The following is a 26,090-nucleotide window of genomic DNA, read 5'->3' on the forward strand; positions in this document are numbered from 1 at the left end:
ACAGGGCTACAACCCCCTGCTTTCGTACTTCAACTTTCAAAGCTATATGCCTGCGTTAGTCTTTAAACTCGCTGCCATTAAACTCCTACTAATCGCAGTATCTATATCCACACCGTGACTAGTGGGCATATCCTAACCATTACAGTTAGGCATTAGCTTTCAGTCACATCCTTTCCCCTTCAAGGCATACGCTTACACTTTTCACGCTCTGCCGTGGGGCAGAGCCAATGAGGGGTTTAAACGTTCCATCTATGCGGGCATTCCATCTTTAGATTCGTCCTGTCCACCGGGGTACTTTAAAGGTCTGTGCACAACTCTCGTTGCTTTTGGGTAACTCAGTTAGACTCCCACTTTTCCCCTTGCCCTTTTGAGCGCAGCGTATCAACCTGTTTTCGCTACTCACTCATTACGATGGTTCAAGTCAGACATTCGGTTTCCCTAATCATGGATGATTGGCAGTGGTCGCGTATGGTAGTAGGTTCTACTTCACGCCTTCCGTTCCCCGCTTCAATCTGACGGGTGTGAGCCTTGAAACTGGGGGTGGCTACCGCCGTTACTCTCAACTTCCTGCTGTACATAACACCAGCGTTCAGCCTTGACCTTGAGTCTCTTAGCCTTTATCTGATTCTAAATCCAATTTAGCCCAGATAATTGGAACACATAGATAGTTATGGGATGGTCAGGTACGCTCACCTTATATTCTACCAAGGGGTAGAAGTCCCACTAGGAGATGATTTCAGGCATTGCAGCCCTATTTCACTCCTAAACGTCTCGCACACCGCCGTTACTCTCAACCTTACGTTATACTCAAGGGTTCACAACTTCCCTCTTTCTTTCGCTTAGTCTTGACCTTGAGTCTCTCTGCCTTATCTGGTTGTCGAAGCCAGATGTTGAGACACATAGATAGTTATGGGATGGTCAGGCGAGCACTCCTTATATCCAACCAAGGGGTTGGAGTCCCACTAGGAGGTTATTTCAGGCATTGTAGCCCTATTTGGTCTCCTAAACGTTTCGCACAATTGGATTGAGTGTGTGACAGATTCGAGTTTTTTCAGGTTTGATTTCTAGTCCTACAGGTTTTAGCCATTCGGAAATAGCAGTTTTGCACTGTTCAATGATGTCTAGTGAAGGTGATATCACTACAAAATCATCGGCGTATCTTATGACATTGGCTTGCACCCTGTTCTTTTTCTTGGGATACATTGTTTCTATTAACCTAACCATTCCCAACAGTGCGATGTTGGCGAGTATTGGGCTTATTACCCCTCCTTGGGGTGTCCATGCTTCTGTATCCTCGAATACGCCATTATCTAGCACACCTGCTTTTAGCCATTGTTTCAGGTCTCTTTTCAAGCTGCTTGGACAATGAATTGTGGACAGTAGGTAATCATGGTTAATTCTATCAAAGCATTTCGCTATATCCGCATCAAGAACATAGTATTGTCCCTGATTAATGGCAGTGTAAATCCTGCAAATTGCATCGTGGGTTGACCTACCAGGTCTAAACCCATAGCTTGTGCCTTCAAATCTCGCTTCCAATTCGGGTTCGAGTGCCGATTTAACCAAGGCTTGCCTGGCTCTATCTTGGATTGTAGGAATCCCTAGCGGGCGTTTTTCATCCCTACCAGGTTTTGGTATCCATACTCTCCTAAGTGCTTTTGCTTTGAGGTTTCCTTTGATTTTCTCAGTCAGTTCAAACCTTTGTTTAGGGGAGATTGTGATAGCCCCATCAACTCCAGCCATTCTTTTTCCTTGACCCGCTTGGGGGGCGGGTTTATTAAGCTGACTGTTGGGAAGCATGGCTGACCGTGGAACCCGCCCCTACAGCCGCACTACTAAGAGTCGGGCATAGTATGATTTCACCAATAGACGTTGCAACCTTCTAACCTTTGCATCCTGTCCCGATTTAGCTGCTTGATATGTCCTCTTTTGGAGTTTGAAAACTTTTCGCTGGACTTTCGCCCATGGGATAGCTTTCCATGCGTTTTTCGTAGTCTTGATTGGTCTGGACTTGCCAAAGCCGTTCTTTAAACTCGCTTGCGCCATTTGTGCTCCTACTTGACTCTATTCTTACAATCAAACCGTGACCCGTTAGCATATCCCTGTCATTACAGCCGGGCGTTGGCTTTTGGTCACATCTCACACCCTCTAGGACTTGCGGTTACACTTTTCCCTACTGAGGTATCGACCATACTCTCAGAGTCCAGGAGGGCTTAAAACGTTCCGTTTATATGGGCATTCCATCTTTAGATTTGTCCTTTCCACCGGGGTACTTTTAAAGGTCTGTGCAGGTAGCTCGATAATTATCCTGCTTTTCCCCTTGCCCTTTTGGACGTAGCGTATCACCCCTCTTTCGCTGCTGAATAATTACGGTGGTTCAAGCCAGACATTCGGTTTCCCTAATCATGGATGGTTGGCGCTTAATCTCGATTCTGGTGTTGGGGTACACCTTCGAGTTCTTATTCCCCGCTTCAATCTGACGGGTTGTGAATCCTGAAATTGGGGGAATCGCCGTGACCCTCATCTCTGTTTCGTTACGTTTCCGTTATGTTAAGAATTGTTACGAATTGTTACAGAGTGTATTGACCTTGGGTTTCCTGCCTTAATTGGGTATCGTATGATACAAATTTTTGGTACATATAAACAGTTATGGGGATGGTCAGAAGTGCGCTTCTTATATCCAACCAAGGGGTTAAAGTCCCCATCAGGCGGTTATTTCGGGTGTTTTAACCCTATTTCATGCCTGAACGTTTCGCACTATCGAGATTATTCTAGGTTATCCTTGCCAGTTCCACATAATCAATAGTGTTTCTGATAACTATGGGGTTCAGCAATTCTCATTTTGGCGAAAACCTGTTCAAGTCCCCAGCATCCCTGTATCGTAATGACATCCAAGAAACCCAGGAGCGCCAGAGCCGTTGAAAAAGCCAGGTGGCTTTGAGACTCTAGTCGGTTCTTTCCGCCAGTGCTTGTCATCGCTACCGGACAAGCGCCGGGGTAAAAATCGCCGCTATGGAATGGAGGATGCCGCTTTAAGTGCGTTTAGTGTGTTTTTTACTCAAACTCCGTCGTTTCTGGCTTATCAACGTCTGATGGAGGGGAGTAAAGGCAAGAGCAATGCCCAAAGTCTGTTTGGAGTTCATCGAATTCCCTGTGATAACCAGATTCGGGACTTATTAGATGCCGTGTCCCCAGAGCACCTGTTTCCAGTGTTTGAGGATATCCTACAAGTCTTGGAAGCCCAGGGGCAGTTAGAAGACTTCCGTTGCCTAGGGGACAGTCTATTAGTCGCGTTGGATGGCACCGAATACTTCAGTTCCGACCAAATTCACTGTCCCCACTGTTCAACGCGCACCCAGAAGTCAGGAAAAACCCATTACTTCCATAGTGTTGTCACTCCAGTCATCGTCTGTCCGGGACAGAATCATGTGATTCCCTTAGTCCCCGAATTTATCGTGCCCCAAGATGGTCATGATAAGCAAGACTGTGAGAATGCCGCCGCCAAACGCTGGCTATCGAGGCAAGAACAATGCTTGAGGGCTTTGAATGTCACGGTTTGAGGGGATGACCTCTATTGCCACCAACCGTTGTGTCAGCAGTTTTTAGAGCAGCAACTTAACTTCATCGTCGTCTGTCGCCCCGAGTCTCATACTACCCTCTATGAACACCTAGAGGGCATCGAACTCCCGACCCTCACGACCAAGAAGTGGACTGGTAAAGTCGAGAAAACCTATACCTACCGCTATCTCAACGGAGTCCCCCTCAAAGATAGCGATGAGGTCCTGTTGGTTAACTGGTGCGAACTTACTGTCACCACCGCTGATGGCCAGGTAACCTATCACAACTCCTTGGCCACGAATTATCCTCTCAGCGATGAGAATGTAGCCGAGGTGGTTCGGGCCGGGCGGACTCGTTGGAAAGTTGAGAATGAGAACAACAACACTCTCAAGACCAAGGGCTACCATCTCGAACACAATTTTGGCCATGGCAAGCAGCATCTTTCTTCCTTGCTCCGGACCATCAACATCCTCTCGCTGCTCTTCCACACCCTGCAGGAGTTGCTCGATAACAAGTACCAGTTGCTACGAGCGCACTTACCGAAGCGCCAAACCTTCTTTAATGATTTGCGCGCGCTTACCCAGACTGTACTTCGACAGTTGGGACCACCTTCTGACCTTTATGCTTGAGGGTCTCGAGTTAGACATCCCACCCGATAGCAGTTGAATTTCCAAAATGAGAATTGCTGCTATGGGGTTAATGGTGCTTGACAAACAGTGATGGAATATGAAATAATAACAGATTGTCTGTATAAATCTGGCTCGGATCAGGTTCAGATATTGCTAAATGCTAGTGGTGAGCGATCGCGCCTTGTGGAAATGGCAACCATAAACAAACAGGCGATCGTCTACTGTTGGCTACCTGTACGGCAACTTTACTAACAATTCCATGACTTACGCAATTATTGAAACGGGCGGTAAACAAGTGCGGGTAGAACCGGGTAGGTTCTACGATGTTGAATCGCTACCAGTAGATCAAGATGAAAAACTAACCATCGAGAAAGTGCTGCTGGTTCAGCATGATGGTAACGTCCATATCGGTCAGCCTCTAGTAGCTGGGGCGATCATTGAGGGGACAATTGTGCGGCACTTCCGCGATCGCAAAGTTATTGTATATAAAATGCGACCCAAGAAGAAAACCCGCAAAAAACGGGGCCACCGCCAAGAAGTAACCCGATTGATGATTGATTCAATTACTCTCAACGGGGAAGTTTTGGCCAGTCGCGAACAGTCAGAAAGCCCAACCTCAGAACCCCAGGCCGCGACAGCAGAATAAATTTGGAGTTGGTCCTCAACTAAAGCAAACTAGAATTATAAGAGCTTAATTTAATCACAGATTAGTTGAACCAATTAGGGCGATGCGCTACAATACCAAGTATGGTGCGAGACCTTCGGGTATGAAATAGAGCTGAAATGGGCGAAATAACTACCCGGTGAGGACTTCAACCCCTTGGTTGATTGGGTCGCATCCCTGACCATCCCATAACACAGCCTAATTTTTTGGCCAACCTTCGAGACTTCCAATATGGCCAGTCAGGTGAAGCGTCTAATCAGGTCTAAGACTGCCCGCGCCATGCTGACATGGGCGCATTATCGATTCAAACTAACCCTGAGACATCAAGCGGAAATAACTGAACAGTTGTAGATGTGACCTAAGAATACACCAGCAAAACCTGTACTCACTGTGGTCATGTCCATTCCCAGCTAGGTGGCTCAAAAGTGTTCCGATGTCCGGAGTGCGGGTTCACTCTACCACGGGACTGGAACGGTGCTTTTGGAATCTTTCTAAAAGCTTTGCGGGATACCGCCTCTGTTACCTTAACGGGTAATAGTGCTATCGTCGCATTGTCCGGGAACAACCGGAAAAATGTCGCGTAAATGTATCAGATCAGGTTAATTAGGAGAAGATCATGGCTCATAAGAAAGGAACAGGAAGCACCCGTAACGGTCGCGACTCTAACGCCCAGCGTTTGGGAGTCAAACGCTATGGCGGTCAAGTAGTCAGTGCAGGTAATATCCTCGTGCGTCAGCGCGGCTGTAAGTTCCACCCTGGGAACAATGTAGGCATTGGCAAAGATGATACTCTATTTGCCAAAGTAGATGGAGTTGTGCAATTTGAGCGCCGGGGGAAAAGCGGCAAGAAAGTCAGCGTTTATCCCGTAGAAGTGGCATCCTAGCCATAGTAGGGCGGGTTTCCCACCAGCCTCGTCAGATATTTTTTCCATAACCGGACTCCATAAGTGTCCGGTTTTTTCAGTTTTCGGGGAAATATTGTAGTCAGCACCCCCGCCTGAAGCACGGGGGCTTCGTGCCTCCCGCAACAGAATAGCTGACCAGCTATAGCCGTAACTGGCTACGTTCAGAGCAAGAGTTAAAGTTCCTACCCTGGAATGCGTGCTAGTTCCCGGCTCTAGAACCGAATCGTTAAACAGTTTTAAGGGGTTAAGACAGTGCGATTTGGAGAGACTCTTCCTGTTAGGCAATTCACTGAACAACGATTGACAAAGGTCAACAATTGCGTTAAGCTAGACGAGTACACAGCAAGCGAGTTAAATGCCGAAATATATAGCACAAGACAGAACAGTTAGGACGTATAATGGCAAGGATATCTACAGAAGACCCAAAAAGCCAGCCCCCTACAGTTACGACCTTAGACAAAAAGTTATTAATGCAATTGAACTAGACGGTATACCCAAAACAGAAGCCAGTCAAGTTTTCCATGTCAGCCGGAACACCATCAATCTCTGGCTGCAAAGAAAAGAACACACCGGCGACTTCCTCCCTAAACCTAATCGCCCACCTGGTCATAGCCACCAAATTACCGACTGGCAAAAATTCAAGGCTTTTGCCTAAGAGCATGGCGACAAAACCTCCGCTCAAATGGCTGAACTTTGGGATGACGACATCTCTCCTCGCACCATATCCAGAGCCTTGAAGAAAATTGGCTTCACCAGAAAAAAAACTTACGGCTACCAAGAACGTGATCAGCAACAGCGAGAGGAGTTTATTGCTCAGATTGAACATATGGAGCCACAAGAAGTGGTCTACCTCGATGAAGCCGGCATGAATAGTCAGGACTCGGATTACCCTTATGGTTACTGCGAGGAAGGAAAACGCTTCGATGCCCTCAAATCAGGGAAGAGGCAGGGCAGGGTGAGCTATATGCCCGCATGGTGTTATCAACAACTCTTAGCTCCCTTTACCTTTGAGGGTTGTTGTAATCGGACAGTGTTTGAGTTGTGGTTGGAGTTCATCTTAATTCCAACATTGAAGCCAGGTCAGACTCTAGTATTGGACAATGCAACGTTTCATAAAGGGGGGCGGCAGGCTGAACTGGTGGAGGCAGCTCAATGCCATTTACTCTATCTTCCGCCTTATTCGCCAGACCTCAACAAGATAGAGAAATGTTGGTCGTGGTTGAAAGCCCGCATTCGCCATTGCACGTGAGCAGTTTGATTCTCTCGATGATGCCATGGATTCTGTTCTCAAGGCTGCGTCCTAACCGTATTGACTAGTGCTATAGTATTCCCCTTGGTTTATACTCAGGAAAATACGAGCTATTGAATCTTGGGCTGACCTGCCTGGTCTGAACCCGTAGCTTGTGCTTTCAAATCTTGATTCCCATTCAGGCTCAAGTGCCGACTTAACCAAGGCTTGCCTCGCTCTGTCTTGGATTGTGGGTATTCCCAGGGGGCATTGGTCATCCCTGCCAGGTTTTGGTATCCATACTCTCCTAAGTGCTTTGGCTTTGAGATTTCCTTTAATGTTCTCCGCTCAAGTCAGTCTTTGTTCTGGAGATATTACTATCATTCCATCGACACCGGCTGTCTTTTAGCCTTGACCCGCTTGGGGGGCGGGTTCATTAAGCTGACTGTTGGGAAGCATGGCTGACCGTGGAACCCGCCCCTACAGCCGCACTGCTAAGAGCCGGGCATAATATGATTTCACCAATAGACGTTGTCACCTTCTGGCCTTCGCGTCCTGTCCCGATTTAGCTGCTTGAAATATCCTCTTTTGGAGCTTAAAAACTTTCCGCTGAACCTTAGCCCATGGGATAGCTTTCCATACGTTATTCATAGTCTTGATTGGTTTGGATTTCTCGAATCCTTTCTTTCAACTCGCTTGCGTCATTTAAACACCCACTAGACTCTATTCTTACAATCAAACCGTGACCTGTTAGCATATCCCGTCCATTACAGCCGGGCGTTGGCTTTTGGTCATATCTCACATCCTCTAGGACTTGCGGTTACACTTATCCCTACTAACTACCTCGACCAGATACTCAGAGTCCAGGAGGACTTAAAACGTTCCGTTTATATGGGCCTTCCATCTTTAGATTTGTCCTCAGAACCGGGGTACTTTAAAGGTCTGTGTAGGTAGTATAAGGAGCCTCCTACTTTTCCCCTTACTCTTTTGAGCGCAGCGTTTCAACCTATTTCGCTACTTGATTCTTACGATGGTTCAAGCCGGACATTCGGTCTCCCTAATCATGGATGGTTGGCAGTGGTCTCGTTTCTGATACTAGGTTGTATCTCGGAGCCTTCCGTTCCCCGCTTCAATCCTGGGGTTATGATTCCCAAAACTGGGGGTGGCTATCGCCGTTACTCTCTACTCCCTGATTTCTCAGTTGGTTTATGACCTTGAGTTCCCTGCCTTGCTTAGATTTCTCCAAGCGTCGGGACATATAAACAGTTATGGGGATGGTCAGGAGTGCGTTCCTTATATTCAACCAAAGGGTTGAAGTCCCCACCAGGCGGTTATTTCGGGTATCTCAACCCTATTTCATGCCTGAACGTCTCGCACCCTTAACGGGAGTCGTAATGCGTGACATTGAAGATAGGGAAAGGTTCACGGTAAAGGTTTAGTCGTCAATCCTGATCATCTTGAACTCCCTCAATAATGCGAGACAACTCACTTTTTTCATTAATAGAAATTCGGGTAGGAGAACCACCAATAATGCGTTCGTAATCCCTAAACGAGTCAGTAATATGGGGACCATGTTCGGTGATAGTATATTCCCGAATACCCTTATCATGCCAAGAACCGCGCATTTTAAACACATTAATAGCCCTAGACATTTGACCGCGAATTTCTACATACTGAAGCATCAGAATGGTGTCAGTAATAGTCGAAATATGGGAATCTGTAATCGAGTGTGAACCCATAAACTGGTCAGTTGTATTGGTAAAAAATCCCGTAATTTCCTCCTGTTTAGCATATCCTGTGACAGCAATTACAAACTGTCGAAAAGCATTACTACTAACTCCCCTAGCTAAAGCAGAAAGAGAATCGATCGCAATGCGGGAAGGTTTAAACTCAGAAATTTCCGAGCGAATAATTTGCAAATGGTCTTCCAAGCCTGTAGACTCAGGATAACTACAGATAATTTTAAGTAATCCCTTACGTTCCATCGCTTCAAAATCAAGTCCCCAAGAGTGAGCATTTCGCAACAATTGAGCGCGTGATTCTTCATAAGCAAATAGAATAGCTCGCTCATTACTTTGACAGGCGTTATTAACAAAAATACTCACCAACAGAGTCTTACCAGTTCCCGTAGCACCAGTCGCCAGAATAATGGAATCTTTAAAAAAGCCACCGCCGCACATTTCATCGAGAGTTTTATCACCAGAAGAAACCCTGATATTAGAAGACCGTTGAGTAAGTCGCATAGCACCGAGGGGGAAAATACTAATCCCATTTTGAGTAATCGTAAAAGGATATTCTCCTTTCATGTGAGTAGTGCCGCGTAACTTCAAAATTTCGACGGTGCGGCGACGGCGTTCTCCTTCCAAAACATTTCGGACAATCATGACATTATCGGAGACAAATTCCTCCACACCAAAGCGAGCGACCGGACCATATTCTGATTCTCGCTCGGTGGTCATAATGGTGGTAGCTCCCACTTGCTTTAAACGAGCCACTAATCGGAAAATTTCCCGTCGCACGACTCCGGCGGCTTCATATTGTTGAAAAATCGCGGTTACGGAATCAATAGAAACCCGCTTGGCTTTATATTTGCGAATCCCATACTGTATGCGTTCAATGAGTGCTGACAGGTCAAAGTTACCGACGATATCTTGACCTTCTGGGTCGGGGGAGGCATCAAGAATAAATAATTTACCCTCATCAATTAATCCCTGTAAATCCCAGCCAAAACTGGCGGCATTTTTGATAATATCAGTAGGAGCCTCTTCAAAGGTTACTAAAATACCAGGTTCATCAAAATAGGTGATACCATTGTAGAGAAATTGAACGGCAAATAAAGTTTTACCTGTACCGGAAGTGCCACTGATCAAGGTTGACCGACCTGCTGGCATTCCCCCATGACTGATATCATCAAATCCTTCAATCATAGTGCGGATTTTTTGGACACTAATTAATTTCCGTTTATTGGGTTCTGATCCGAGATTACTATTGACCATAATTATTGATTTGAAAAACGTTGTAATCTGAGTATTCTATATGTCCCCATGAACGGGATCTATGGAAATTGGGTTATATAGATCTAGGCTTTGGTATTGTACTGCATTAAGGGAATCGAGAATAACCACAAGGTAGATATCAAAAATTGGCTATTTTTTGTTCCCGGTTGCATTGAGCCTGTGGGTTGCTATAACTGTTATTTATCATAATCTGAGCTGCATTAGTGGGAATATGATCACCTGGAACTTCTCGGTGGATAGCCGGAGCAGTTGGAGAGGCAGGGATCTTCCCACAGAGACCTGAACAGCCACAGGATAGCAAAGGGTCTCCCCTAGCTGAAAGTTAGGGGAGCAACGGTAGCCAATTCGGGTTGATGGCTGACCTAGAAGTTATAATCGTCGTCTTCTAATTCTTCATAGAGTAAATCTAATCCAATCAACACTTTTTCGCGATCGGAGAGGTCGCCAATAATTTTCCTCACTGGTGGTGGCAGAATTTTCGATAAAGTCGGTGTTGCCAAAATCTTATCCTCTTCGGCTAGTTGAGGATTTTTTAGAACATCGATAACTTTGAGAGCATAAACCCCTTGAAACTCTTGTTCCAAGATATCTTTAAGGGTTTTGAGGGCTCTAACTGAGTTAGGGGTATTCCCAGCGACGTAGAGTTTAAGAACATAAGTTTTCTTCAGAGGAGTCATAGATATATCTACCGATATCAGATGAAAATTTGGGGGAGTAACAGAAATTTTTTTGACATTAGACCGATGATGAAATTGACAGGGATTTTATCTGGTCATTCTCCCCATGACTCACGGGGTATGGAACGACGATACATTTCGCATAAATGAGCTAAAGTGTCAATCAGGGTAAGTCTGTAGTCCAGTAAAACATCTTCACTACGTCCCTCAAGTTTGAGTTGTTTAGAAAAATTATCCATCAAATCCATGTGAATCTCAACGATGCGAGTCACTGGAATATCCCCGAAAAACGCTGTGTTAACGTATTCGTCAATTTTATTATTCAAATTTTTATCGTTGGCAAAATAGCTTAAAACAATTTGGCGATACTGAGATTTAAGCTGTTCCAACAGCTTCTGACGATCTGCTTTGGACAGGTTTCTCAGAAAATTTTTAGGATTTCTCTTATAATACACACCTAGATATCCTAGTCGCTCATGTAATTTGTCCATGAGTCTTCGCTGCTGGCGAACAATGAAATTAGTTAACTCTGTGGGGGTATCTACAGAGGATGATTCATCGGTCAGACGAGTGGTGACAGCATGGGTAATAAATTGGCTAATGGCTTTATCAATATATCCTTGAATTAGATGAATTTGTTGACCTTTTAACTGGACTTCTGTTGAGGAAAGTATGTAATTCTCGGAGGGTTCAGTTAGGCTAGGCTGGACGACAGGGGACTGCTCATCAGATATAATGATTAAGGTGGGGATGGAAACTAAGTTTTGCTGGAGTTTATTAACTAAACCCTGCCACTGAGGCGACCACTCCAGAATGAGACAGTCAAGTTGGTGTTTATGTTCTGTTACATATTCTATAAATTCCTCTGGGGAGTCGGGTTGAATAATTATGTAGTGTTCTTTTGGCAAATAGGAGGACACCGACTGAGATAACTCAATCGATGGGATAAACATACATATTGACAGTTGCAGACTCCAAAGGTGGCTCGGTACTGCGGCTGGCTTTTCTGGTTCCTGTTCAATCAGAAGCTCTTACTCCTTTGATTATTGATTCTGGTTGGTGTAGGCCGATCGCTTACACTAGGGTTTACTGGTGTTTTGAGGTTGATGATACTTGATTAATAGGCTAAGGTTTCTAGAGTTTCCCGTAAATAGATGCGTACCTGTTGGTCAAGATTGAGATTCTGGAGATTCTCCCGAGAATTGCGATCGAGCTGCCAACGCTTGAACCCTGAACTGGTGGCGATCGCCTGTTTGAGATCGGACCAGATCTGAGAGTCCCGGCGGTTCATTGCAGCATCAGGGTTCCAGAAAATTGAGGTTGAGTGAGCCATGACGGTACATTAACTAAACAGTGGTGGTGGCTCTACCTGATTGGCCTGGATCAGACATAATATCAGGCTGAACCTATCTCTTATCATAATGACAATTTTACAAAAGTTTAAGCTAATCTCTGCATAATTGGTGAATTGATCTGGGTTATGGTCCATCTGAGTGATGAGGCTATGACGTTTTTTCGGGGTTGGGGGTGATGGGTAAAATGCGCTCGACTTTCCAGCCAACTATGGTAAATCCTTGGCTAATCTGATCGGGTGATAGGGGATTACGCTGATTTAGCTGTGATTTGGAGGTCAAAAATACTAATAGTACACTGATCGGCACTTGGGTAAATAGGTTACATCCGCAGAAGGCTATGGCTGCGATCGCTAAACCCAAAATCCTCCAATTCGGAAGTATGGCAGCGACATCGGTGGCTAGGGGTGCGATGCGGTACAATTGCCACAAAATTGGCAGCAGCAAAACTGGGGTAATTATGGCAAAACCCTGATGGCGTTGGGTTTTAAAACCTGTGAGAATGTGCTGTTGTTCTGTGGTGAGTTGTTCTGGCTTAATGGCGATCGCCAAAATGCTATATATATAGAAGGGGCGAAACCACTGCATCCATAGCACTGGAACTATACCCAGGACTGCCACCAGTAAAAACTCTATGGTGACAGGAAAAACAGGATAACCCACGGCAAATCCCAATAGGCACAATCCTAGCCATATGGGAAGGGTTGCCAATCCGGCCAAATGAATCCAGAGAAAGGGATCGAGTCTAAACCGTTGCATGGTGGGTTATTCTGTACTCCTGAAGGTTGATGGTGGCAGATTTGGTTATGATTTAGTTTGTTTGCCAAATAGTCGGCAAAACCTGCATCTACTTAGGATCATCATACAACGAATAGGGGAAAACTCATATCATCTCCAGTGGGATGGGATTTGGGGCGGTAACAGTGTCACTGTAGGATGGTAGTTTGGGATATAATGGAGAAGAGGCAAAATAATGTGGATCAAAATCAATGTAATTCTGATCGGGGTTTCCCTGATTTATATGATTGCTCCTTTGGCGATCGCTATTCTGGCGATCGCGTTGGCTAATATTTTCGAGTGTTCGGCCACTGGTATGGATTTTCAATGTCCAGGGAGCCCCTGGTTAGGACAGTTACTAACCACTATGGGAATGCTAGATTGGTTCGGTGTATTTACTATCCAGAGTGGAGCTATTATCGCTATCATCTTGACTGTGGCTTTGAGTGTACAAATGTTTTTACCCAGGTTTATCCGTTAGATTAAATGGATTAGGTCGCGAATCATCGTTAACCTTTATAATTTGTGATGATGGACCACCTTCATATAGAATCTACTCTCCAAGATTTAAGGCTGTATGATATCCGAACTGATATCAATCAACCGGGAAATGTGCTGGCTAAAATTTTTGAAAATGATGGCAGTCTTCCCGGCGTTATACTGTATAATTTTGATGATTTCGTGGGGATAATTTCTCAGCGACAATTCTGGCGTACCCTCAGCCGTCCCTATGGTAGAGAACTATTTTTGACTCGTCCTCTGCGGTCTATGTACCGCTTTTTAAGGATTCAACCTTTAATATTACCTGCTAATGTTTTAATTGCTGAAGCCGCAGGTGCAGCCTTAAAGCGTTCGACCGAAGAACTGTATGAGCCTTTAGTGGTACAGATTAATCAGGGCTATTTTAGATTATTAGATACTCAACAATTACTAATGGCTCAATTATATGTTCACCAATTTTCAATTGAACTGTTAAAAAAGACAGAAGCACAGCTACAAGAAACCAACCTGGAACTGGAAATGTTGGTGAATCTTGATCAGCTTACCCAAATCTCTAACCGTCGGAGATTTGATGATTTTCTACAGGTAGAATGGGAGAGACATTATCGAGTCAGACTTCCCATATCTTTAATTATGTTGGATATCGATTACTTTAAATACTATAATGATTATTATGGACATCAAGCCGGGGATGATTGCTTAAAAAATGTCGCCCAAATTATTAATCAAAATGTTGATCAGTCTAATGCTTTAGTGGCTCGTTATGGGGGGGAAGAGTTCGCGGTGGTGTTACCTGAAACTGATCTAGAAACGGCGGAGGCGATCGCCGAAAAAATCCGTCTAGCAATCCAGGATAAACAACTCCCTCATATTCAATCAAAAGTCTCTCCCTATGTATCCCTCAGTTTAGGTGTCAGTAGTCAAATACCCACTTATTTAACCTCAATTAAAACTTTAATTGCGGCGGCTGATGCTGCTCTTTATGAAGCCAAACAACTAGGGAGAAATCGGGTTTTTAGCTTCTATAGCGAATTAGTTTAATCAGAAAGCAACGGTTAGGGAGCCAGATGGGGGATATATAGGTGATAGACAATGAGAAATTTTACCCATTATTTATGGGGGGATAATCAGGGTATTTTGTCAAGGGAATAGCTCAAATTTTTACAAATCTCAACAATAAATATAAGAATCATTGCATCCCATGATCAAATGGTTATTTAAGTGGCAGACTGAATCACTAGAGTCCATAAGTATTGTCTAGGAAAATAGGTGTTTTTACTCGGTACTGTCGAGCAAGTTGGCAGATTGAGACTCTCACCATAACCCGTGAACAGTAATTATAAATTAAGGGAGAAAATTGTATGAAATTAGCCTACTGGATGTATGCAGGACCTGCTCATATTGGGACACTCCGCATTGCTAGTTCTTTTAAGAATGTACACGCAATTATGCACGCTCCTTTGGGGGATGATTACTTTAATGTAATGCGATCGATGTTAGAACGGGAAAGGGACTACACCCCAGTAACAGCTAGTATCGTAGATCGCCACGTCTTAGCGCGCGGCTCCCAGGAAAAAGTGGTTGATAATATTGTTCGTAAAGATCGGGAAGAAACCCCAGATCTAATTGTTTTGACCCCTACCTGTACCTCTAGTATTCTGCAAGAAGACTTGGCGAATTTTGTAGAACGCGCTCAGTTAGACGCGAAAGGGGATGTGATGTTAGCAGATGTTAATCACTATCGGGTTAATGAATTGCAGGCGGCCGATCGCACTTTACAACAAATTGTGCAATTCTATACTGAAAAAGCTCGAAAAAAAGGGGATTTACCAGAAGAAAAAACGCCGCAACCTTCTGTTAATATTCTGGGAATGTCTACCCTAGGTTTCCATAATCAACATGATTGTACTGAATTAAAACGGTTAATGGCAGATTTGGGAATTGAGGTAAATGAGGTCATCCCGGAAGGTGCATCAGTTCATAACCTCAAAAATCTATCTCGCGCTTGGTTTAACTTAGTTCCCTATCGGGAATTGGGAATGATGACGGCTGAATATTTACAGGCTGAATTTGGCACGCCTTATGTTGATATAACTCCTATGGGGGTGGTAGAAACTGCGCGGTGTATCCGCAAAATTCAAGAGTTAATTAATGCTCAGGGTGCTAGTGTTGATTATGAAGAATATATCAATAATCAAACTCTGTATGTTTCCCAGGCGGCTTGGTTCTCTCGTTCGATTGATTGTCAGAATTTAACTGGTAAAAAAGCGGTGGTGTTTGGGGACAATACCCATGCGGCGGCTATGACTAAAATTCTGGCGCGGGAAATGGGGATTCATGTAGTTTTGGCTGGAACTTATTGTAAGTATGATGCGGAGTGGTTTAAACAGGAAGTTAGCGAATACTGTGATCAGGTTTTAGTTAGTGATGATCATGGTGCGATCGCCGATGCGATCGCTAGTATTGAACCGGCTGCTATTTTTGGCACTCAAATGGAACGCCACGTTGGTAAGCGTTTAAATATCCCTTGTGGTGTCATTGCTGCGCCTATTCATATCCAAAATTTCCCCATTGGATATAAGCCATTTTTAGGCTATGAGGGAACTAATCAGATGGCTGATTTAGTGTATAATTCTTTTACCTTGGGTATGGAAGATCACCTATTGGAAATCTTCGGAGGTCATGATACCAAGGAAGTGATTACTAAGGGAATTTCGGCTGATTCTGATTTGAGTTGGTCTAAAGATGCTCAGGCTGAGTTAAATAAAGTTCCTGGTTTTGTGCGGGGTAAGGTCAAGCGGAATACGGAGAAATTCGCCCGCGATCGTGGTTTTCAAGAAATTACCCTAGAAGTGATGTATGCGGCTAAAGAGTCCGTAGGTGCTTAGTAATATATAAGCCAATTCCCCTAGGTTAAACTCCTCACCAGAAACCCATCTATTTAGTCTATGATTTTAGTCTATAATGGAGGTTGATATACTGGTGGGGAATTTTTATGAGTTTATGTGAGGGGTTGACGGGACGGAAAGCAACTCCCACTAACTCACCAGGGTGGAGGACTGTTTCCCATTGGTATGAGGAAAATGCTAAACTAGCATTAACACAAATTAACCAAGGTCATGGAGAGTTATGAAAATTATAACACCATTGGTAGGATTGGCGCTAGTGTTATTGGGGATTTATTTTCTTGGTCAAAATATCATAGTGGCTACCAGGCTTTCACTCAATTTGTTCGGAAGTATGTCAACGGCTGGGAGTGTTTTATTGATGGTTTCTGGTTTGGTGGCTTTGATCTCTTTTCCTAGGGAAACTGGAAATTTGGGTTGGATACTGCTATCGCTGGGAATTATCTTGGTATTTTTACACGCCAGAATTATACTGCGTCCTAGCAGTTTATTGACATTTTTGTTGTCTATAAGTTCAATTTTGGTGGGTTGTAATTTATTGAAAACCCGAACTACTAGATTTTGATAGGGAGACTTGATGACTTTTACAAGGGGTATCAAATACTCTGCTAGGGGGGGATTATTTATCTGATTTGGCGGTTGATTTCATCAATTTTGGCGAGAAAATAATCCTCTTTATGTTGGAGTTGTTGGGCGAGTTGTAAGGCTCTCTGAAAGGCTTGTAATGCTTGGGAATATGCTTGCTTTTGCCGATGAATTTCTCCTATATTATCATAGGTGTTCATCATAGCAAAAAAATTGAATGACCGCTGATTAACCAGTAGTTGAGCTTGATATAATTCTAAGGCGGTTTGAGTTTGATTTTGGTCAACATAAAGTTTTGCTAATCGCGCAAGGGCGATACTAGCATTCTCAAATTGTTGGATATTTATGGCAAATTGATAGGCTTGTTGATAGGCTTCACCGGCTTGTTGGAATTGACCGAGTTGTTCGTGGTTAGTGGCGATCGCTATTTTTTGGTCAGCAATTGGGACTAAGTTAGACTGTCTAAGATGATATTCAACCAATTGTTCACGAGTGGCGATCGCTTCTAAAAGTTCCCCCATTTGCTCATAAATAAATGATAAATTTCGGAGAGATTGTAATAGGGAAGGTGGGGGGTTTCCGTTTTCTATTGGTGGTGGCGGCGGGGGTAGTTCTCCCCGTTGGCGCAGGTTTTCAATCTGTTGTTGAGTTATGAGTAATTCTCGGTAAGCCGCCGCCGCTTGGGGATAGTCTAACCAGTTAAGATAAATCAAAGCGATCGCATTTAACCATCCTTCTTTTTGCCAGATATTATCTTCTGCATAAATTTCTAAAAGCCTCTGATAGGCTTGGATTCCATAATCTTTGGCGCGGACTGTTTCAAAGGCATTTCCTAGGGCTTCTAAGATAGTCTGATCGGGGCTATTTAGGAGAATTTGATGGAGACGATCCGTAATAAATTCTAAGTAGAGACGCTGACCATTTTCCCAGGAAATTAACCCGACTCTTTCCAGGGCGGCGATTTCTTCTAAGGGTCCGAAATAGCGACGTAAACGCAGTTCCCTAGTCCATAATTCAAAAGCAGCGATCGCATTTCCCGCCGCGAGAAGGGTGGTGGCTTCGGCGTTCAGGCGATCGAGTTCAGGGGCGAGGGTTTCTTGCTGACTTTCACTGAGGATGTTTCCGTCTGTGGGGGGGTTCGGTAATAAGGGGTCAGCTTCTTGACTCAGCAGGGGGTTAGGCGCAAAGGGATCGAGAACTCCTAGATCTACTTCTTCCGACTGATTTTGGGCGGCGGAAAGGGTGGGAAAATGGAATCCTACGGCTACTAACATTAAGGCGATCGCACTAATTTTAATACTCTTAAAAATCGGTCTTACCATAGAATATTTGTGAATGGTCGAGTTGATGGGTTTAATCTGATCGGCAATTATAGCAATTTTTGGATAATCGTGGGGGTCAACCAGAATACTCTAACTATTGGTAATCCGATTTACATAGAATTATGGGGATTGATTTGGGCTGGCATTTCGGGAATAAATATGCTACAATATACTTCATCAAAAATTTACAAAGTCACAGAAAATATCACACCAGTTATAGATTAATTTAGTTAGAATGGATGAATAGCTATTTGGCGGAGTGATCACCATGCAGACTATCTCCAATCACCATCAAAAGTGCTTAACCCCTGGGATGCTACGTCGCGTCCATCATATCGCCTTAAATGTTGCCGATATCAAGGCTTCTCGTCAATTTTATGGCAAAGTTCTCGGACTCCATGAATTGACCGGAGATGAGGTTCCTAGTACCCTCAAATCATTAGTTGAAGCCGGAAAAGTAGCCAACTTTGTCACCGGGGATGGCACAGTAATTGATTTATTTGCTGAACCCAACCTACAACCTCCCCACCCTGACCCAACCCATGAGTTTACTGGGCCGAATCATTTGGCTTTTGATATTGATCCGATTCTATTTGATACCGCTGTTGAGGCTTTACAGAATCATCATGTGGCGATCGCCAGAGGACCTATCAGCCGCCCCACAGGTCGCGGTATCTACTTGTATGACCCCGATGGATTTATGATAGAGATCCGTTGTGATCAACTTCCCGGTCAGGCTCCCGGTCAGGCTTAATGAAAATGACCAGACTCCTGACGGGGACTGGTCAAACTAAATAAGGATACCGTTGTTGTTGCGATTTGAGGATACCCGAGTTGGGCGTTCCGCCTTCAGTAGCGGGTATAAATTCTCAAACCTCTCGATTACATTGTAACAAAAAGCACAACATTTTTTAAAAAAAATTAACTTGTTAGCCATCTCGTCCCAAAAGGGCGATCGCCTGTTGAGGTACACCCCACAAAACCTGTTCATGTTTATAGATAACCATTCCCGGTTTCGCCCCCTTCGGTTTATAAACATATTTCGGCTGGGTGTAAATGACGGGGACCTGTTCGCTTTGGCGCGCGCGACTATAATAAGCCGTGATATTAGCCGTAAACTGCAAATCATGATCATCAGCAACCTGTCCCGGTGGAAGCCTTAATAAAGCATGGCTTCCAGGAATTTCCTGGGTATGAAACCATAAATCATAGTCGGTGGCTACCCGAAATGTTAGGCGATCGTTTTGTTGATTATTCCGACCTACTAATAACTCAAAACCACCAGGGGTTACATAACGATAAAATTCCGTTTCTGTCCCTAAGTTTTGGGGGCGATAGTCGGGAATAGTTAGATATCCTTCCTCGATTAATTCCCCTCGAATTTCTTTCAGGTTTTGTAAATCTGCCGGTTTTCTATAATTAGCAACTTGAGATAGAGCCGCTTCTACTTGTTCCAGATAATTGATTTCTTCCCTTACTGCTTTAATTAATGGAGCGATCGCCATGCGGGCGCGTTTCAGTTTCTGATGGCGTTTATAGAGACTTTGGGCATTTTGCACCGCATTTTTTTCCGGTTCTAGGGGAATTTTTACTGGTGCAGATGTTTCAAAATCAGCGAGGGTGATTAATTTCATTCCCGGCTGCCACTCATGTAAACTAGCCATTAATAAGTCCGCTTGACTACGATATAAATCCGCTTTTTCTGACTGTTGTAGGCGCTGGTTAAATTCCGCTAACTTTACCCCCAATTTCTTTAAGAGTGTCTGCAACTTTTGGCTGATTTGATGCTGTAATTGTCGGAACTCTTGACCGTTTAATTCCTCGGTGTAATACTCATTGAGAAGTTCCTGCACATTTCCCGGACTTTCCCCTATCTTTCCGCAACCCAGAACACTGTAACCTGTGGCTGTCCAAACCGGTTCAAATTTACCCGTTTCTAACGCTGTTAACCACTGTCGCCACTGCTGGAATAGTTTTTCCCATTCTCCATGGCTTAAACTGTCCGTAGTGCGATCGCTTTCCAAATTCGCCGCCGCCATTAAACCCAACGCTAAAGTCGAACTTAAACCTCGATAGCTTTTCATTAACTGTCGTTTCAGTAAATCGGGAATTAAACTAACTCTTTCTTGCCACTTTTCTAGGGGTTCTTCTAGCTTAGGAATGGGGTCAGTCAGACCGGGCGGTAATTCATAGCGATCGCCTGTTTGGATCGGACGAACACTAGACTGTTGAGAACTTACTTGGTGCGCCGCCGTCACAATTAAGTTATCTTTTCCTGTTAAAATGACATTGCTATATTTCGTCATTATTTCTACATATAAATGCCAGAGAGCAGGTTCTCCCGGACGCTTCGCAAATTGCAAATCTAAAACCCTTTCCCAGGGCGCAACTTCCGCAATATCTACTAATGCTAAACCACTCAGTTGGTGTCGCAATTGGTCGCTAAATGTGAACGTATCAGCAACCCGTGGCGGCGGCGTAGAAATACAAATTCGTGCCGCTTGGGGATGCCAAGAAATGTCTAACCAGCCCCTACCCTTCAGCGTTCGTAGGGCCAGAGAAATAGTAAAGCGATCGCGCTGATACACCTGTTCAAGTCTTGCTGGTAACCAGTTAGACCGCAATTCACAACAGGACGCTATCAGGGTGGTATAATCTACGGGTTGCATATTAACAGTTATTAGTCTTTAGATATTCTAGCAGTCTCAATACCAGGATGATTAATTTAGGCTTATATATGCCGCCACATTTTCCCATGATTTCATCATAAGTCAAGCTCCAGAATTTGTCAATAGTAAATATCGATAATTTCACCCAAAATCTCCCGATTATAATAGATTTTAAGTCAGTCTATATCCTCCCTAGCCAGCCAGAGAGTTACTACCCCTAGTTTACAACTAACATAATATTGCTATATGATAGGCTGTCCCTAATTATTCAGGATCAAACTATGACGGTTAACACCAATTCCCAAAACTTACTTAGTCCCCTTCAGATCGGGAGTTTATCTCTCGCCAATCGCGTGGTTATGTCTCCCTTAACGCGATCGCGTGCTGGAGAAGAGCGAATTCCTAATCAGTTAATGGCTGAATATTACCAACAACGAGCATCCGCTGGTTTAATTATTACCGAGGCTACAGTTATCTCGAAACAGGGCATTGGTTGGCGTAATTCTCCTGGTATTTATTCAGATCAACAAGCCGAAGCATGGCAAAAAATTGTTGATGCTGTTCATAGTAAAAATGGTAAAATTTTTCTACAACTGTGGCATTGTGGACGGTCTTCTCATTCCGACTTTCATAACGGACAGCTTCCCGTTGCACCCTCCGCAATTAAACTCAATGATGACTATATTCATACTCCCCTTGGTAAGCAAGCCTACGAGACTCCTAGAGCCTTGTCAACCGAGGAAATATCAAATGTGGTCGAAGACTATAGGAAAGCCTCAGAACGGGCGCAATTAGCCGGATTTGATGGGGTAGAAATTCACGCAGCCAATGGTTATTTAATTGACCAATTTCTGCAATCTAAAACTAATCATCGCACTGATAAATATGGTGGAAATATTGAAAAAAGGTTTCAGTTTCTCAAAGAAGTAACCGAGGCTATTCTCACCGTTTGGTCAAGCGATCGTGTAGGGGTTAGACTTTCACCGAATGGCAACTTTAATGATATGGGTTCCCTAGATTATCGGGAAACATTCACTTATGTTGTCAAACAACTAAATCCGTATAACTTAGGTTATCTTGATATCCTAGATGGTTTGGCTTTTGGTTTTCATAAACTAGGAGAACCCATGACATTACCTGAATTTAGACCTCTATTTTCTGGTGTTTTAATCGGTAACTGTGGCTATACCCAGGAAACTGCAGAAGCCACCATTAAAGCCGGTCATGCAGATGCGATCGCCTTTGGTCGTCCCTTTATTAGTAACCCAGATTTAGTAGAACGTTTTACTAATAACTGGCCTTTAAATCCACAGGCTGATATGTCCGTTTGGTACTCTTTTGATAAACAGGGATATACTGATTTTCCTACTTATCAACCCAGCTAGTATTTTGAGCATCAAATACAGAGTATTGATTCATTAACATTTCCCGCCAACTTGGTGTCGTGAAATCAAATTCACATTGCACCCAGCTTGACTATTACAGCCCTTCCAGTAATCATGCAATAAGCCTTCAAAGTCCCTCTCCCCTGGCTCCTTAGTTTGTGGAAGGGGGAGAGAGATTTAGGGTCAGGGTAATGTTTTAAACCACTTACGAACAAGCTGTATTCTTGTATTCTTGATGTATTTATTTAGGGTTGTTATCAGTTATTTACTCCCTCTACAATTATTCATTAACCTAAATCCCCAAATTGCTGGCGATATTGATTTAATAATGCTGCCAATTCATCCGCCCGTTGTTTTTCCGTTTCTACCCGTTGTTCAGCTTCTATCCTCGCCAAAGTAGCCTCTTGCAAAGCCGCGTATAACTCATCAGGAATTAGCAATTTTTGGCCGTTATCTTCTCGGTAAAAATCGATAATTTTACCGGAGACTTGTAAACGTAAACCCAGAGTTTCACTGCGGTTATCCGTAATTAATTGGTAACTATCTCCCACTAAACGATAACCCCGCAATTGTTCAGTTATCCACTGCCCTTTCGGGTCAAATAACCAGTATTCTTTCACCTCCAAACTTTCATAGAGATTCTTCTTAACCGTTTGGTCTTGTTCTTTTGTACTCGGAGAAGTCATCTCAAAAATCACAGCCGGAACTTGTCCCTCTTCCCAAATTTTATAGTTATCCCTTCCCCCTGGTTCCACATCAAAAATCACCATCACATCAGGGGCTACTCGCAACTTAGGGAAACCCGCCGCATAATACATAAATTGGTCAGCCAAAACCGTCGCTTTTCGGTCTTTTAGGTATTCTTTCAGAACTAGCATAGTCGCCATTAGAACGTAAACATGATCATAAGTTTCTGCCAAGGGTTCTCCGTCACTACTGGGATAAAAAACATCAGTTTTATGGGTCAGGCTGTCAACTGCTATCATAATTCCTAACTCCGCACTTTACTAATATATATTATAGCTGATTATCTAAATTTGGGAGTTAAGCAACCCCCAAACACCTAGATAATTTTACTTTGATAAATCTCCAAATTGCTGGCGATATTGATTTAATAATGCTGCTAATTCATCCGCCCGTTGTTTTTCCGTTTCTGCCCGTTGTTTTTCCGTTTCTGCCCGTTGTTTTTCCGTTTCTGCCCGTTGTTCAGCTTCTATCCTCGCCAAAGTAGCCTCTTGCAAAGCCGCGTATAACTCATCAGGAATTAGCAATTTTTGGCCGTTATCTTCTCGGTAAAAATCGATAATTTTACCGGAGACTTGTAAACGTAAACCCAGAGTTTCACTGCGGTTATCCGTAATTAATTGGTAACTATCTCCCACTAAACGATAACCCCGCAATTGTTCAGTTATCCACTGCCCTTTCGGGTCAAATAACCAGTATTCTTTCACCTCCAAACTTTCATAGAGATTCTTCTTAACCGTTTGGTCTTGTTCTTTTGTACTCGGAGAAGTCATCTCAAAAATCACAGCCGGAACTTGTCCCTCTTCCCAAATTTTATAGTTATCCCTTCCCCCCGGTTCTACATCAAAAATCACCATCACATCAGGGGCTACTCGCAACTTAGGGAAACCCGCCGCATAATACATAAATTGGTCAGCCAAAACCGTCGCTTTTCGGTCTTTTAGGTATTCTTTCAGAACTAGCATAGTCGCCATTAGAACGTAAACATGATCATAAGTTTCTGCCAAGGGTTCTCCGTCACTACTGGGATAAAAAACATCAGTTTTATGGGTCAGGCTGTCAACTGCTATCATAATTCCTAACTCCGCACTTTACTAATATATATTATAGCTGATTATCTAAATTTGGGAGTTAAGCAACCCCCAAACACCTAGATAATTTTACTTTGATAAATCTCCAAATTGCTGGCGATATTGATTTAATAATGCTGCTAATTCATCCGCCCGTTGTTTTTCCGTTTCTGCCCGTTGTTTTTCCGTTTCTGCCCGTTGTTTTTCCGTTTCTGCCCGTTGTTTTTCCGTTTCTGCCCGTTGTTTTTCCGTTTCTACCCGTTGTTCAGCTTCTATCCTCGCCAAAGTAGCCTCTTGCAAAGCCGCGTATAACTCATCAGGAATTAGCAATTTTTGGCCGTTATCTTCTCGGTAAAAATCGATAATTTTACCGGAGACTTGTAAACGTAAACCCAGAGTTTCACTGCGGTTATCCGTAATTAATTGGTAACTATCTCCCACTAAACGATAACCCCGCAATTGTTCAGTTATCCACTGCCCTTTCGGGTCAAATAACCAGTATTCTTTCACCTCCAAACTTTCATAGAGATTCTTCTTAACCGTTTGGTCTTGTTCTTTTGTACTCGGAGAAGTCATCTCAAAAATCACAGCCGGAACTTGTCCCTCTTCCCAAATTTTATAGTTATCCCTTCCCCCTGGTTCCACATCAAAAATCACCATCACATCAGGGGCTACCCGCAACTTAGGGAAACCCGCCGCATAATACATAAATTGGTCAGCCAAAACCGTCGCTTTTCGGTCTTTTAGGTATTCTTTCAGAACTAGCATAGTCGCCATTAGAACGTAAACATGATCATAAGTTTCTGCCAAGGGTTCTCCGTCCCTACTGGGATAAAAAACATCAGTTTTATGGGTCAGGCTGTCAACTGCTATCATAATTCCTAACTCCGCATTAGCACTGATATATATTATACACCCCACCCTAGACTAAGTGGGCTGATATAAGATTGACCGAAATAACTAGATCTTATTAAAACCAGATTCTGTGGTGAATTAACAACAGTAACCCACCCCAGAACCTCAATCAGGTTAGTTATCCTGTAACAATGTTTTAATCAACTTTTCCACCCTTTCTCTAACCTCCTCCCTAACCCTGGGGAAAATCTCCGGCTTTTCCGCTGGGTCGTCTAATTGCCAATCCTCAAATATCTCCCGTGTTAGCCATTCCTCTGGTAAATTAACACCGCAACCACAGAGGGAAATTACTGCGTCATAATCTTCGGGTTTAAATTCACTTAAAGCATTAGAAGTTTGGTTGCTAATATCAATGTCAACATCTGCCATAGCTTTGATAGCATAAGGGTTGACTTCGCTGCTTTCCAGTCCTGAACTGGTCACTGCTATTTTATCTTTTCCCATTACCTTAGCAAACCCCTCAGCCATTTGGGAACGAGAGGAATTTTTTTTGCAAACAAACATGACTTTTTTCATGGTTTCTCCAGAATTGTAATTGACAATTAAAGTGCTTTTTGTGCCGTTTCAATAACTGCTTTTTTGGCGAGTTCTTGGCGTTCACTGTGGCGGTCAGTTAAGTAATCCACCTTGTCCCGCAATAATAGGGTGAATTTATAGAGTTCTTCCATGACATCAATCACCCGATCGCGATAAGGTGAATCTTTCATAGTTCCATCCTCATTAAACTCTTGATAAGCCTTAGCAACTGAGGATTGATTGGGAATGGTAAACATTCGCATCCAACGCCCCAAAATTCGCATGGTATTCACGGCATTAAAAGACTGGGAACCCCCGCTAACTTGCATCACCGCTAGAGTTTTACCCTGAGTAGGTCTAACCGCGCCAATACTCAAAGGTATCCAGTCAATTTGGTTTTTCAGAATACCAGTAATATTACCGTGCATTTCTGGGGATGACCAAACTTGACCTTCTGACCATTGACTAAGTTCGCGCAATTTTTGAACTTCTGGGTGAGACTCATCAAAGCGATCGCGTAACGGTAAATCATGGGGATGGAAAAAACGAACTTCCGCACCCATATCCGTAATAATTTTAGCGGCTTCTTCTGCTAGTAAGCGACTGTAAGATCGCGTTCTTAATGAACCATACAAAAACAGGATTCTGGGAGGATGATCAAAATTAGTCAT

At 43.6% G+C, this 26,090-nt stretch carries 24 protein-coding genes and 5 pseudogenes; 12 read left to right on the plus strand and 17 right to left on the minus strand.

All coding sequences use genetic code 11. The features are described 5' to 3' along the window. Nucleotides 1–416: 416 nt before the first annotated feature. Together N39L_RS22335 and N39L_RS22340 are read right to left on the minus strand one after the other, a co-directional pair. Nucleotides 417–578: a hypothetical protein gene (locus tag N39L_RS22335; protein ID WP_157888727.1), complete on the minus strand. Its 162-nt coding sequence runs from the start codon at nt 576–578 to the stop codon at nt 417–419. 430 nt (nt 579–1,008) lie between these two features. Continuing rightward, nucleotides 1,009–2,046 (minus strand): annotated as a pseudogene (locus N39L_RS22340) (reverse transcriptase domain-containing protein); the annotation flags it as partial. Between the two features lie 872 nt (nt 2,047–2,918). Here N39L_RS22340 and N39L_RS22345 point away from each other — a divergent pair. The 6 genes and pseudogenes from N39L_RS22345 (at nt 2,919) to N39L_RS22370 (ending at nt 7,059) form a co-directional block, all read left to right on the plus strand. Beyond that, nucleotides 2,919–4,187: pseudogene (locus N39L_RS22345) on the plus strand (ISNCY-like element ISAtsp9 family transposase). Between the two features lie 90 nt (nt 4,188–4,277). Continuing rightward, nucleotides 4,278–4,439 carry a hypothetical protein gene (locus N39L_RS22350; RefSeq protein WP_014276417.1) on the plus strand — a complete coding sequence of 54 codons (162 nt, stop codon included), beginning with the start codon at nt 4,278–4,280 and terminating at the stop codon, nt 4,437–4,439. Nucleotides 4,440–4,446: 7 nt separating this feature from the next. After that, on the plus strand, nt 4,447–4,833 hold the full coding sequence (rplU, locus tag N39L_RS22355; protein WP_006615928.1) for a 50S ribosomal protein L21: 387 nt from the start codon (nt 4,447–4,449) through the stop codon (nt 4,831–4,833). 213 nt (nt 4,834–5,046) lie between these two features. After that, nucleotides 5,047–5,435: pseudogene (locus N39L_RS22360) on the plus strand (zinc ribbon domain-containing protein); the annotation flags it as partial. 32 nt (nt 5,436–5,467) lie between these two features. Next, nucleotides 5,468–5,734, plus strand: a complete 267-nt coding sequence (gene rpmA / locus N39L_RS22365; RefSeq protein ID WP_006615800.1) for a 50S ribosomal protein L27 — start codon at nt 5,468–5,470, stop codon at nt 5,732–5,734. 430 nt (nt 5,735–6,164) lie between these two features. Next, a pseudogene (locus N39L_RS22370) lies at nt 6,165–7,059 on the plus strand (IS630 family transposase). 141 nt (nt 7,060–7,200) lie between these two features. On the opposite strand, the pseudogene N39L_RS22375 reads toward N39L_RS22370, so the two are convergent. The 7 genes and pseudogenes from N39L_RS22375 to N39L_RS22405 all read right to left on the minus strand — a co-directional run bounded on the left by N39L_RS22375 (nt 7,201) and on the right by N39L_RS22405 (nt 12,788). Beyond that, nucleotides 7,201–7,442: pseudogene (locus tag N39L_RS22375) on the minus strand (HNH endonuclease). A 75-nt stretch (nt 7,443–7,517) separates the two neighbouring features. After that, entirely contained in the window at nt 7,518–7,634 is a 117-nt protein-coding gene (locus N39L_RS22380) for a reverse transcriptase N-terminal domain-containing protein (protein ID WP_071941210.1), read from the minus strand. A gap of 791 nt (nt 7,635–8,425) precedes the next feature. Continuing rightward, entirely contained in the window at nt 8,426–9,979 is a 1,554-nt protein-coding gene (kaiC, locus tag N39L_RS22385; RefSeq protein WP_006618254.1) for a circadian clock protein KaiC, read from the minus strand. Nucleotides 9,980–10,362: 383 nt separating this feature from the next. Further along, nucleotides 10,363–10,677 carry a circadian clock protein KaiB gene (gene kaiB / locus N39L_RS22390; protein ID WP_006618253.1) on the minus strand — a complete coding sequence of 105 codons (315 nt, stop codon included), beginning with the start codon at nt 10,675–10,677 and terminating at the stop codon, nt 10,363–10,365. 95 nt (nt 10,678–10,772) lie between these two features. Further along, on the minus strand, nt 10,773–11,630 hold the full coding sequence (locus tag N39L_RS22395) for a circadian clock protein KaiA (protein WP_006618252.1): 858 nt from the start codon (nt 11,628–11,630) through the stop codon (nt 10,773–10,775). A 164-nt stretch (nt 11,631–11,794) separates the two neighbouring features. After that, nucleotides 11,795–12,010: a hypothetical protein gene (locus tag N39L_RS22400; protein ID WP_014276423.1), complete on the minus strand. Its 216-nt coding sequence runs from the start codon at nt 12,008–12,010 to the stop codon at nt 11,795–11,797. Between the two features lie 169 nt (nt 12,011–12,179). After that, complete coding sequence (locus tag N39L_RS22405; RefSeq protein ID WP_014276424.1) at nt 12,180–12,788, minus strand: low-complexity tail membrane protein; 609 nt, start codon at nt 12,786–12,788, stop codon at nt 12,180–12,182. A gap of 214 nt (nt 12,789–13,002) precedes the next feature. Between N39L_RS22405 and N39L_RS22410 the strand changes: the two genes are divergently transcribed. The 4 genes from N39L_RS22410 to N39L_RS22425 all read left to right on the plus strand — a co-directional run bounded on the left by N39L_RS22410 (nt 13,003) and on the right by N39L_RS22425 (nt 16,440). Beyond that, the gene (locus N39L_RS22410) at nt 13,003–13,287 is read left to right on the plus strand and encodes a hypothetical protein (RefSeq protein ID WP_043468517.1); all 285 of its coding nucleotides are present in this window, start codon (nt 13,003–13,005) and stop codon (nt 13,285–13,287) included. A 47-nt stretch (nt 13,288–13,334) separates the two neighbouring features. After that, the gene (locus N39L_RS22415) at nt 13,335–14,348 is read left to right on the plus strand and encodes a GGDEF domain-containing protein (RefSeq protein ID WP_231851984.1); all 1,014 of its coding nucleotides are present in this window, start codon (nt 13,335–13,337) and stop codon (nt 14,346–14,348) included. A gap of 320 nt (nt 14,349–14,668) precedes the next feature. Next, the gene (bchB, locus tag N39L_RS22420) at nt 14,669–16,195 is read left to right on the plus strand and encodes a ferredoxin:protochlorophyllide reductase (ATP-dependent) subunit B (protein ID WP_014276428.1); all 1,527 of its coding nucleotides are present in this window, start codon (nt 14,669–14,671) and stop codon (nt 16,193–16,195) included. A gap of 107 nt (nt 16,196–16,302) precedes the next feature. Continuing rightward, complete coding sequence (locus N39L_RS22425; RefSeq protein WP_157888729.1) at nt 16,303–16,440, plus strand: hypothetical protein; 138 nt, start codon at nt 16,303–16,305, stop codon at nt 16,438–16,440. A gap of 58 nt (nt 16,441–16,498) precedes the next feature. Here N39L_RS22425 and N39L_RS22430 read toward each other — a convergent pair whose 3' ends face one another. Continuing rightward, a complete protein-coding gene (locus tag N39L_RS22430) occupies nt 16,499–16,813 on the minus strand; it encodes a hypothetical protein (protein ID WP_043468521.1) in 315 nt (104 codons plus the stop codon). 23 nt (nt 16,814–16,836) lie between these two features. Beyond that, a complete protein-coding gene (locus tag N39L_RS22435) occupies nt 16,837–18,120 on the minus strand; it encodes a tetratricopeptide repeat protein (RefSeq protein ID WP_014276430.1) in 1,284 nt (427 codons plus the stop codon). 268 nt (nt 18,121–18,388) lie between these two features. Between N39L_RS22435 and N39L_RS22440 the strand changes: the two genes are divergently transcribed. Continuing rightward, nucleotides 18,389–18,874 carry a VOC family protein gene (locus N39L_RS22440; protein ID WP_006618242.1) on the plus strand — a complete coding sequence of 162 codons (486 nt, stop codon included), beginning with the start codon at nt 18,389–18,391 and terminating at the stop codon, nt 18,872–18,874. A gap of 175 nt (nt 18,875–19,049) precedes the next feature. Here the strand turns inward: N39L_RS22440 and N39L_RS22445 are convergent, their stop codons facing one another. Then, nucleotides 19,050–20,789 carry an Rqc2 family fibronectin-binding protein gene (locus N39L_RS22445; protein WP_014276431.1) on the minus strand — a complete coding sequence of 580 codons (1,740 nt, stop codon included), beginning with the start codon at nt 20,787–20,789 and terminating at the stop codon, nt 19,050–19,052. 281 nt (nt 20,790–21,070) lie between these two features. Here N39L_RS22445 and N39L_RS22450 point away from each other — a divergent pair, with 281 nt between their 5' ends. Next, nucleotides 21,071–22,174, plus strand: a complete 1,104-nt coding sequence (locus N39L_RS22450) for an alkene reductase (protein ID WP_014276432.1) — start codon at nt 21,071–21,073, stop codon at nt 22,172–22,174. Nucleotides 22,175–22,461: 287 nt separating this feature from the next. Here the strand turns inward: N39L_RS22450 and N39L_RS22455 are convergent, their stop codons facing one another. The 5 genes from N39L_RS22455 to arsH all read right to left on the minus strand — a co-directional run bounded on the left by N39L_RS22455 (nt 22,462) and on the right by arsH (nt 26,090). After that, on the minus strand, nt 22,462–23,160 hold the full coding sequence (locus N39L_RS22455; RefSeq protein WP_014276433.1) for a Uma2 family endonuclease: 699 nt from the start codon (nt 23,158–23,160) through the stop codon (nt 22,462–22,464). An 87-nt stretch (nt 23,161–23,247) separates the two neighbouring features. Then, nucleotides 23,248–23,991: a Uma2 family endonuclease gene (locus tag N39L_RS22460; protein ID WP_014276434.1), complete on the minus strand. Its 744-nt coding sequence runs from the start codon at nt 23,989–23,991 to the stop codon at nt 23,248–23,250. A gap of 87 nt (nt 23,992–24,078) precedes the next feature. Continuing rightward, nucleotides 24,079–24,864: a Uma2 family endonuclease gene (locus N39L_RS22465; protein ID WP_014276435.1), complete on the minus strand. Its 786-nt coding sequence runs from the start codon at nt 24,862–24,864 to the stop codon at nt 24,079–24,081. Nucleotides 24,865–25,017: 153 nt separating this feature from the next. Further along, entirely contained in the window at nt 25,018–25,419 is a 402-nt protein-coding gene (gene arsC / locus N39L_RS22470) for an arsenate reductase, glutathione/glutaredoxin type (RefSeq protein WP_006618238.1), read from the minus strand. Between the two features lie 26 nt (nt 25,420–25,445). Then, nucleotides 25,446–26,090: an arsenical resistance protein ArsH gene (gene arsH, locus N39L_RS22475; protein ID WP_006618237.1), complete on the minus strand. Its 645-nt coding sequence runs from the start codon at nt 26,088–26,090 to the stop codon at nt 25,446–25,448.

Origin of the sequence: Limnospira platensis NIES-39, assembly GCF_026000695.1 — a bacterium.
Classification (GTDB): Bacteria; Cyanobacteriota; Cyanobacteriia; order Cyanobacteriales; family Microcoleaceae; genus Limnospira; species Limnospira platensis.

Bases quoted from the DNA above. Each gene is read 5' to 3' on its own strand.
- N39L_RS22335 (WP_157888727.1), bottom strand. From the start codon at position 578: ATGTACAGCAGGAAGTTGAGAGTAACGGCGGTAGCCACCCCCAGTTTC.
- N39L_RS22350 (WP_014276417.1), top strand. From the start codon at position 4,278: ATGGAATATGAAATAATAACAGATTGTCTGTATAAATCTGGCTCGGAT.
- rplU (WP_006615928.1), top strand. From the start codon at position 4,447: ATGACTTACGCAATTATTGAAACGGGCGGTAAACAAGTGCGGGTAGAA.
- rpmA (WP_006615800.1), top strand. From the start codon at position 5,468: ATGGCTCATAAGAAAGGAACAGGAAGCACCCGTAACGGTCGCGACTCT.
- N39L_RS22380 (WP_071941210.1), bottom strand. From the start codon at position 7,634: ATGAATAACGTATGGAAAGCTATCCCATGGGCTAAGGTTCAGCGGAAA.
- kaiC (WP_006618254.1), bottom strand. From the start codon at position 9,979: ATGGTCAATAGTAATCTCGGATCAGAACCCAATAAACGGAAATTAATT.
- kaiB (WP_006618253.1), bottom strand. From the start codon at position 10,677: ATGACTCCTCTGAAGAAAACTTATGTTCTTAAACTCTACGTCGCTGGG.
- N39L_RS22395 (WP_006618252.1), bottom strand. From the start codon at position 11,630: ATGTTTATCCCATCGATTGAGTTATCTCAGTCGGTGTCCTCCTATTTG.
- N39L_RS22400 (WP_014276423.1), bottom strand. From the start codon at position 12,010: ATGGCTCACTCAACCTCAATTTTCTGGAACCCTGATGCTGCAATGAAC.
- N39L_RS22405 (WP_014276424.1), bottom strand. From the start codon at position 12,788: ATGCAACGGTTTAGACTCGATCCCTTTCTCTGGATTCATTTGGCCGGA.
- N39L_RS22410 (WP_043468517.1), top strand. From the start codon at position 13,003: ATGTGGATCAAAATCAATGTAATTCTGATCGGGGTTTCCCTGATTTAT.
- N39L_RS22415 (WP_231851984.1), top strand. From the start codon at position 13,335: ATGATGGACCACCTTCATATAGAATCTACTCTCCAAGATTTAAGGCTG.
- bchB (WP_014276428.1), top strand. From the start codon at position 14,669: ATGAAATTAGCCTACTGGATGTATGCAGGACCTGCTCATATTGGGACA.
- N39L_RS22425 (WP_157888729.1), top strand. From the start codon at position 16,303: ATGAGTTTATGTGAGGGGTTGACGGGACGGAAAGCAACTCCCACTAAC.
- N39L_RS22435 (WP_014276430.1), bottom strand. From the start codon at position 18,120: ATGGTAAGACCGATTTTTAAGAGTATTAAAATTAGTGCGATCGCCTTA.
- N39L_RS22440 (WP_006618242.1), top strand. From the start codon at position 18,389: ATGCAGACTATCTCCAATCACCATCAAAAGTGCTTAACCCCTGGGATG.
- N39L_RS22445 (WP_014276431.1), bottom strand. From the start codon at position 20,789: ATGCAACCCGTAGATTATACCACCCTGATAGCGTCCTGTTGTGAATTG.
- N39L_RS22450 (WP_014276432.1), top strand. From the start codon at position 21,071: ATGACGGTTAACACCAATTCCCAAAACTTACTTAGTCCCCTTCAGATC.
- N39L_RS22455 (WP_014276433.1), bottom strand. From the start codon at position 23,160: ATGATAGCAGTTGACAGCCTGACCCATAAAACTGATGTTTTTTATCCC.
- N39L_RS22460 (WP_014276434.1), bottom strand. From the start codon at position 23,991: ATGATAGCAGTTGACAGCCTGACCCATAAAACTGATGTTTTTTATCCC.
- N39L_RS22465 (WP_014276435.1), bottom strand. From the start codon at position 24,864: ATGATAGCAGTTGACAGCCTGACCCATAAAACTGATGTTTTTTATCCC.
- arsC (WP_006618238.1), bottom strand. From the start codon at position 25,419: ATGAAAAAAGTCATGTTTGTTTGCAAAAAAAATTCCTCTCGTTCCCAA.
- arsH (WP_006618237.1), bottom strand. From the start codon at position 26,090: ATGACTAATTTTGATCATCCTCCCAGAATCCTGTTTTTGTATGGTTCA.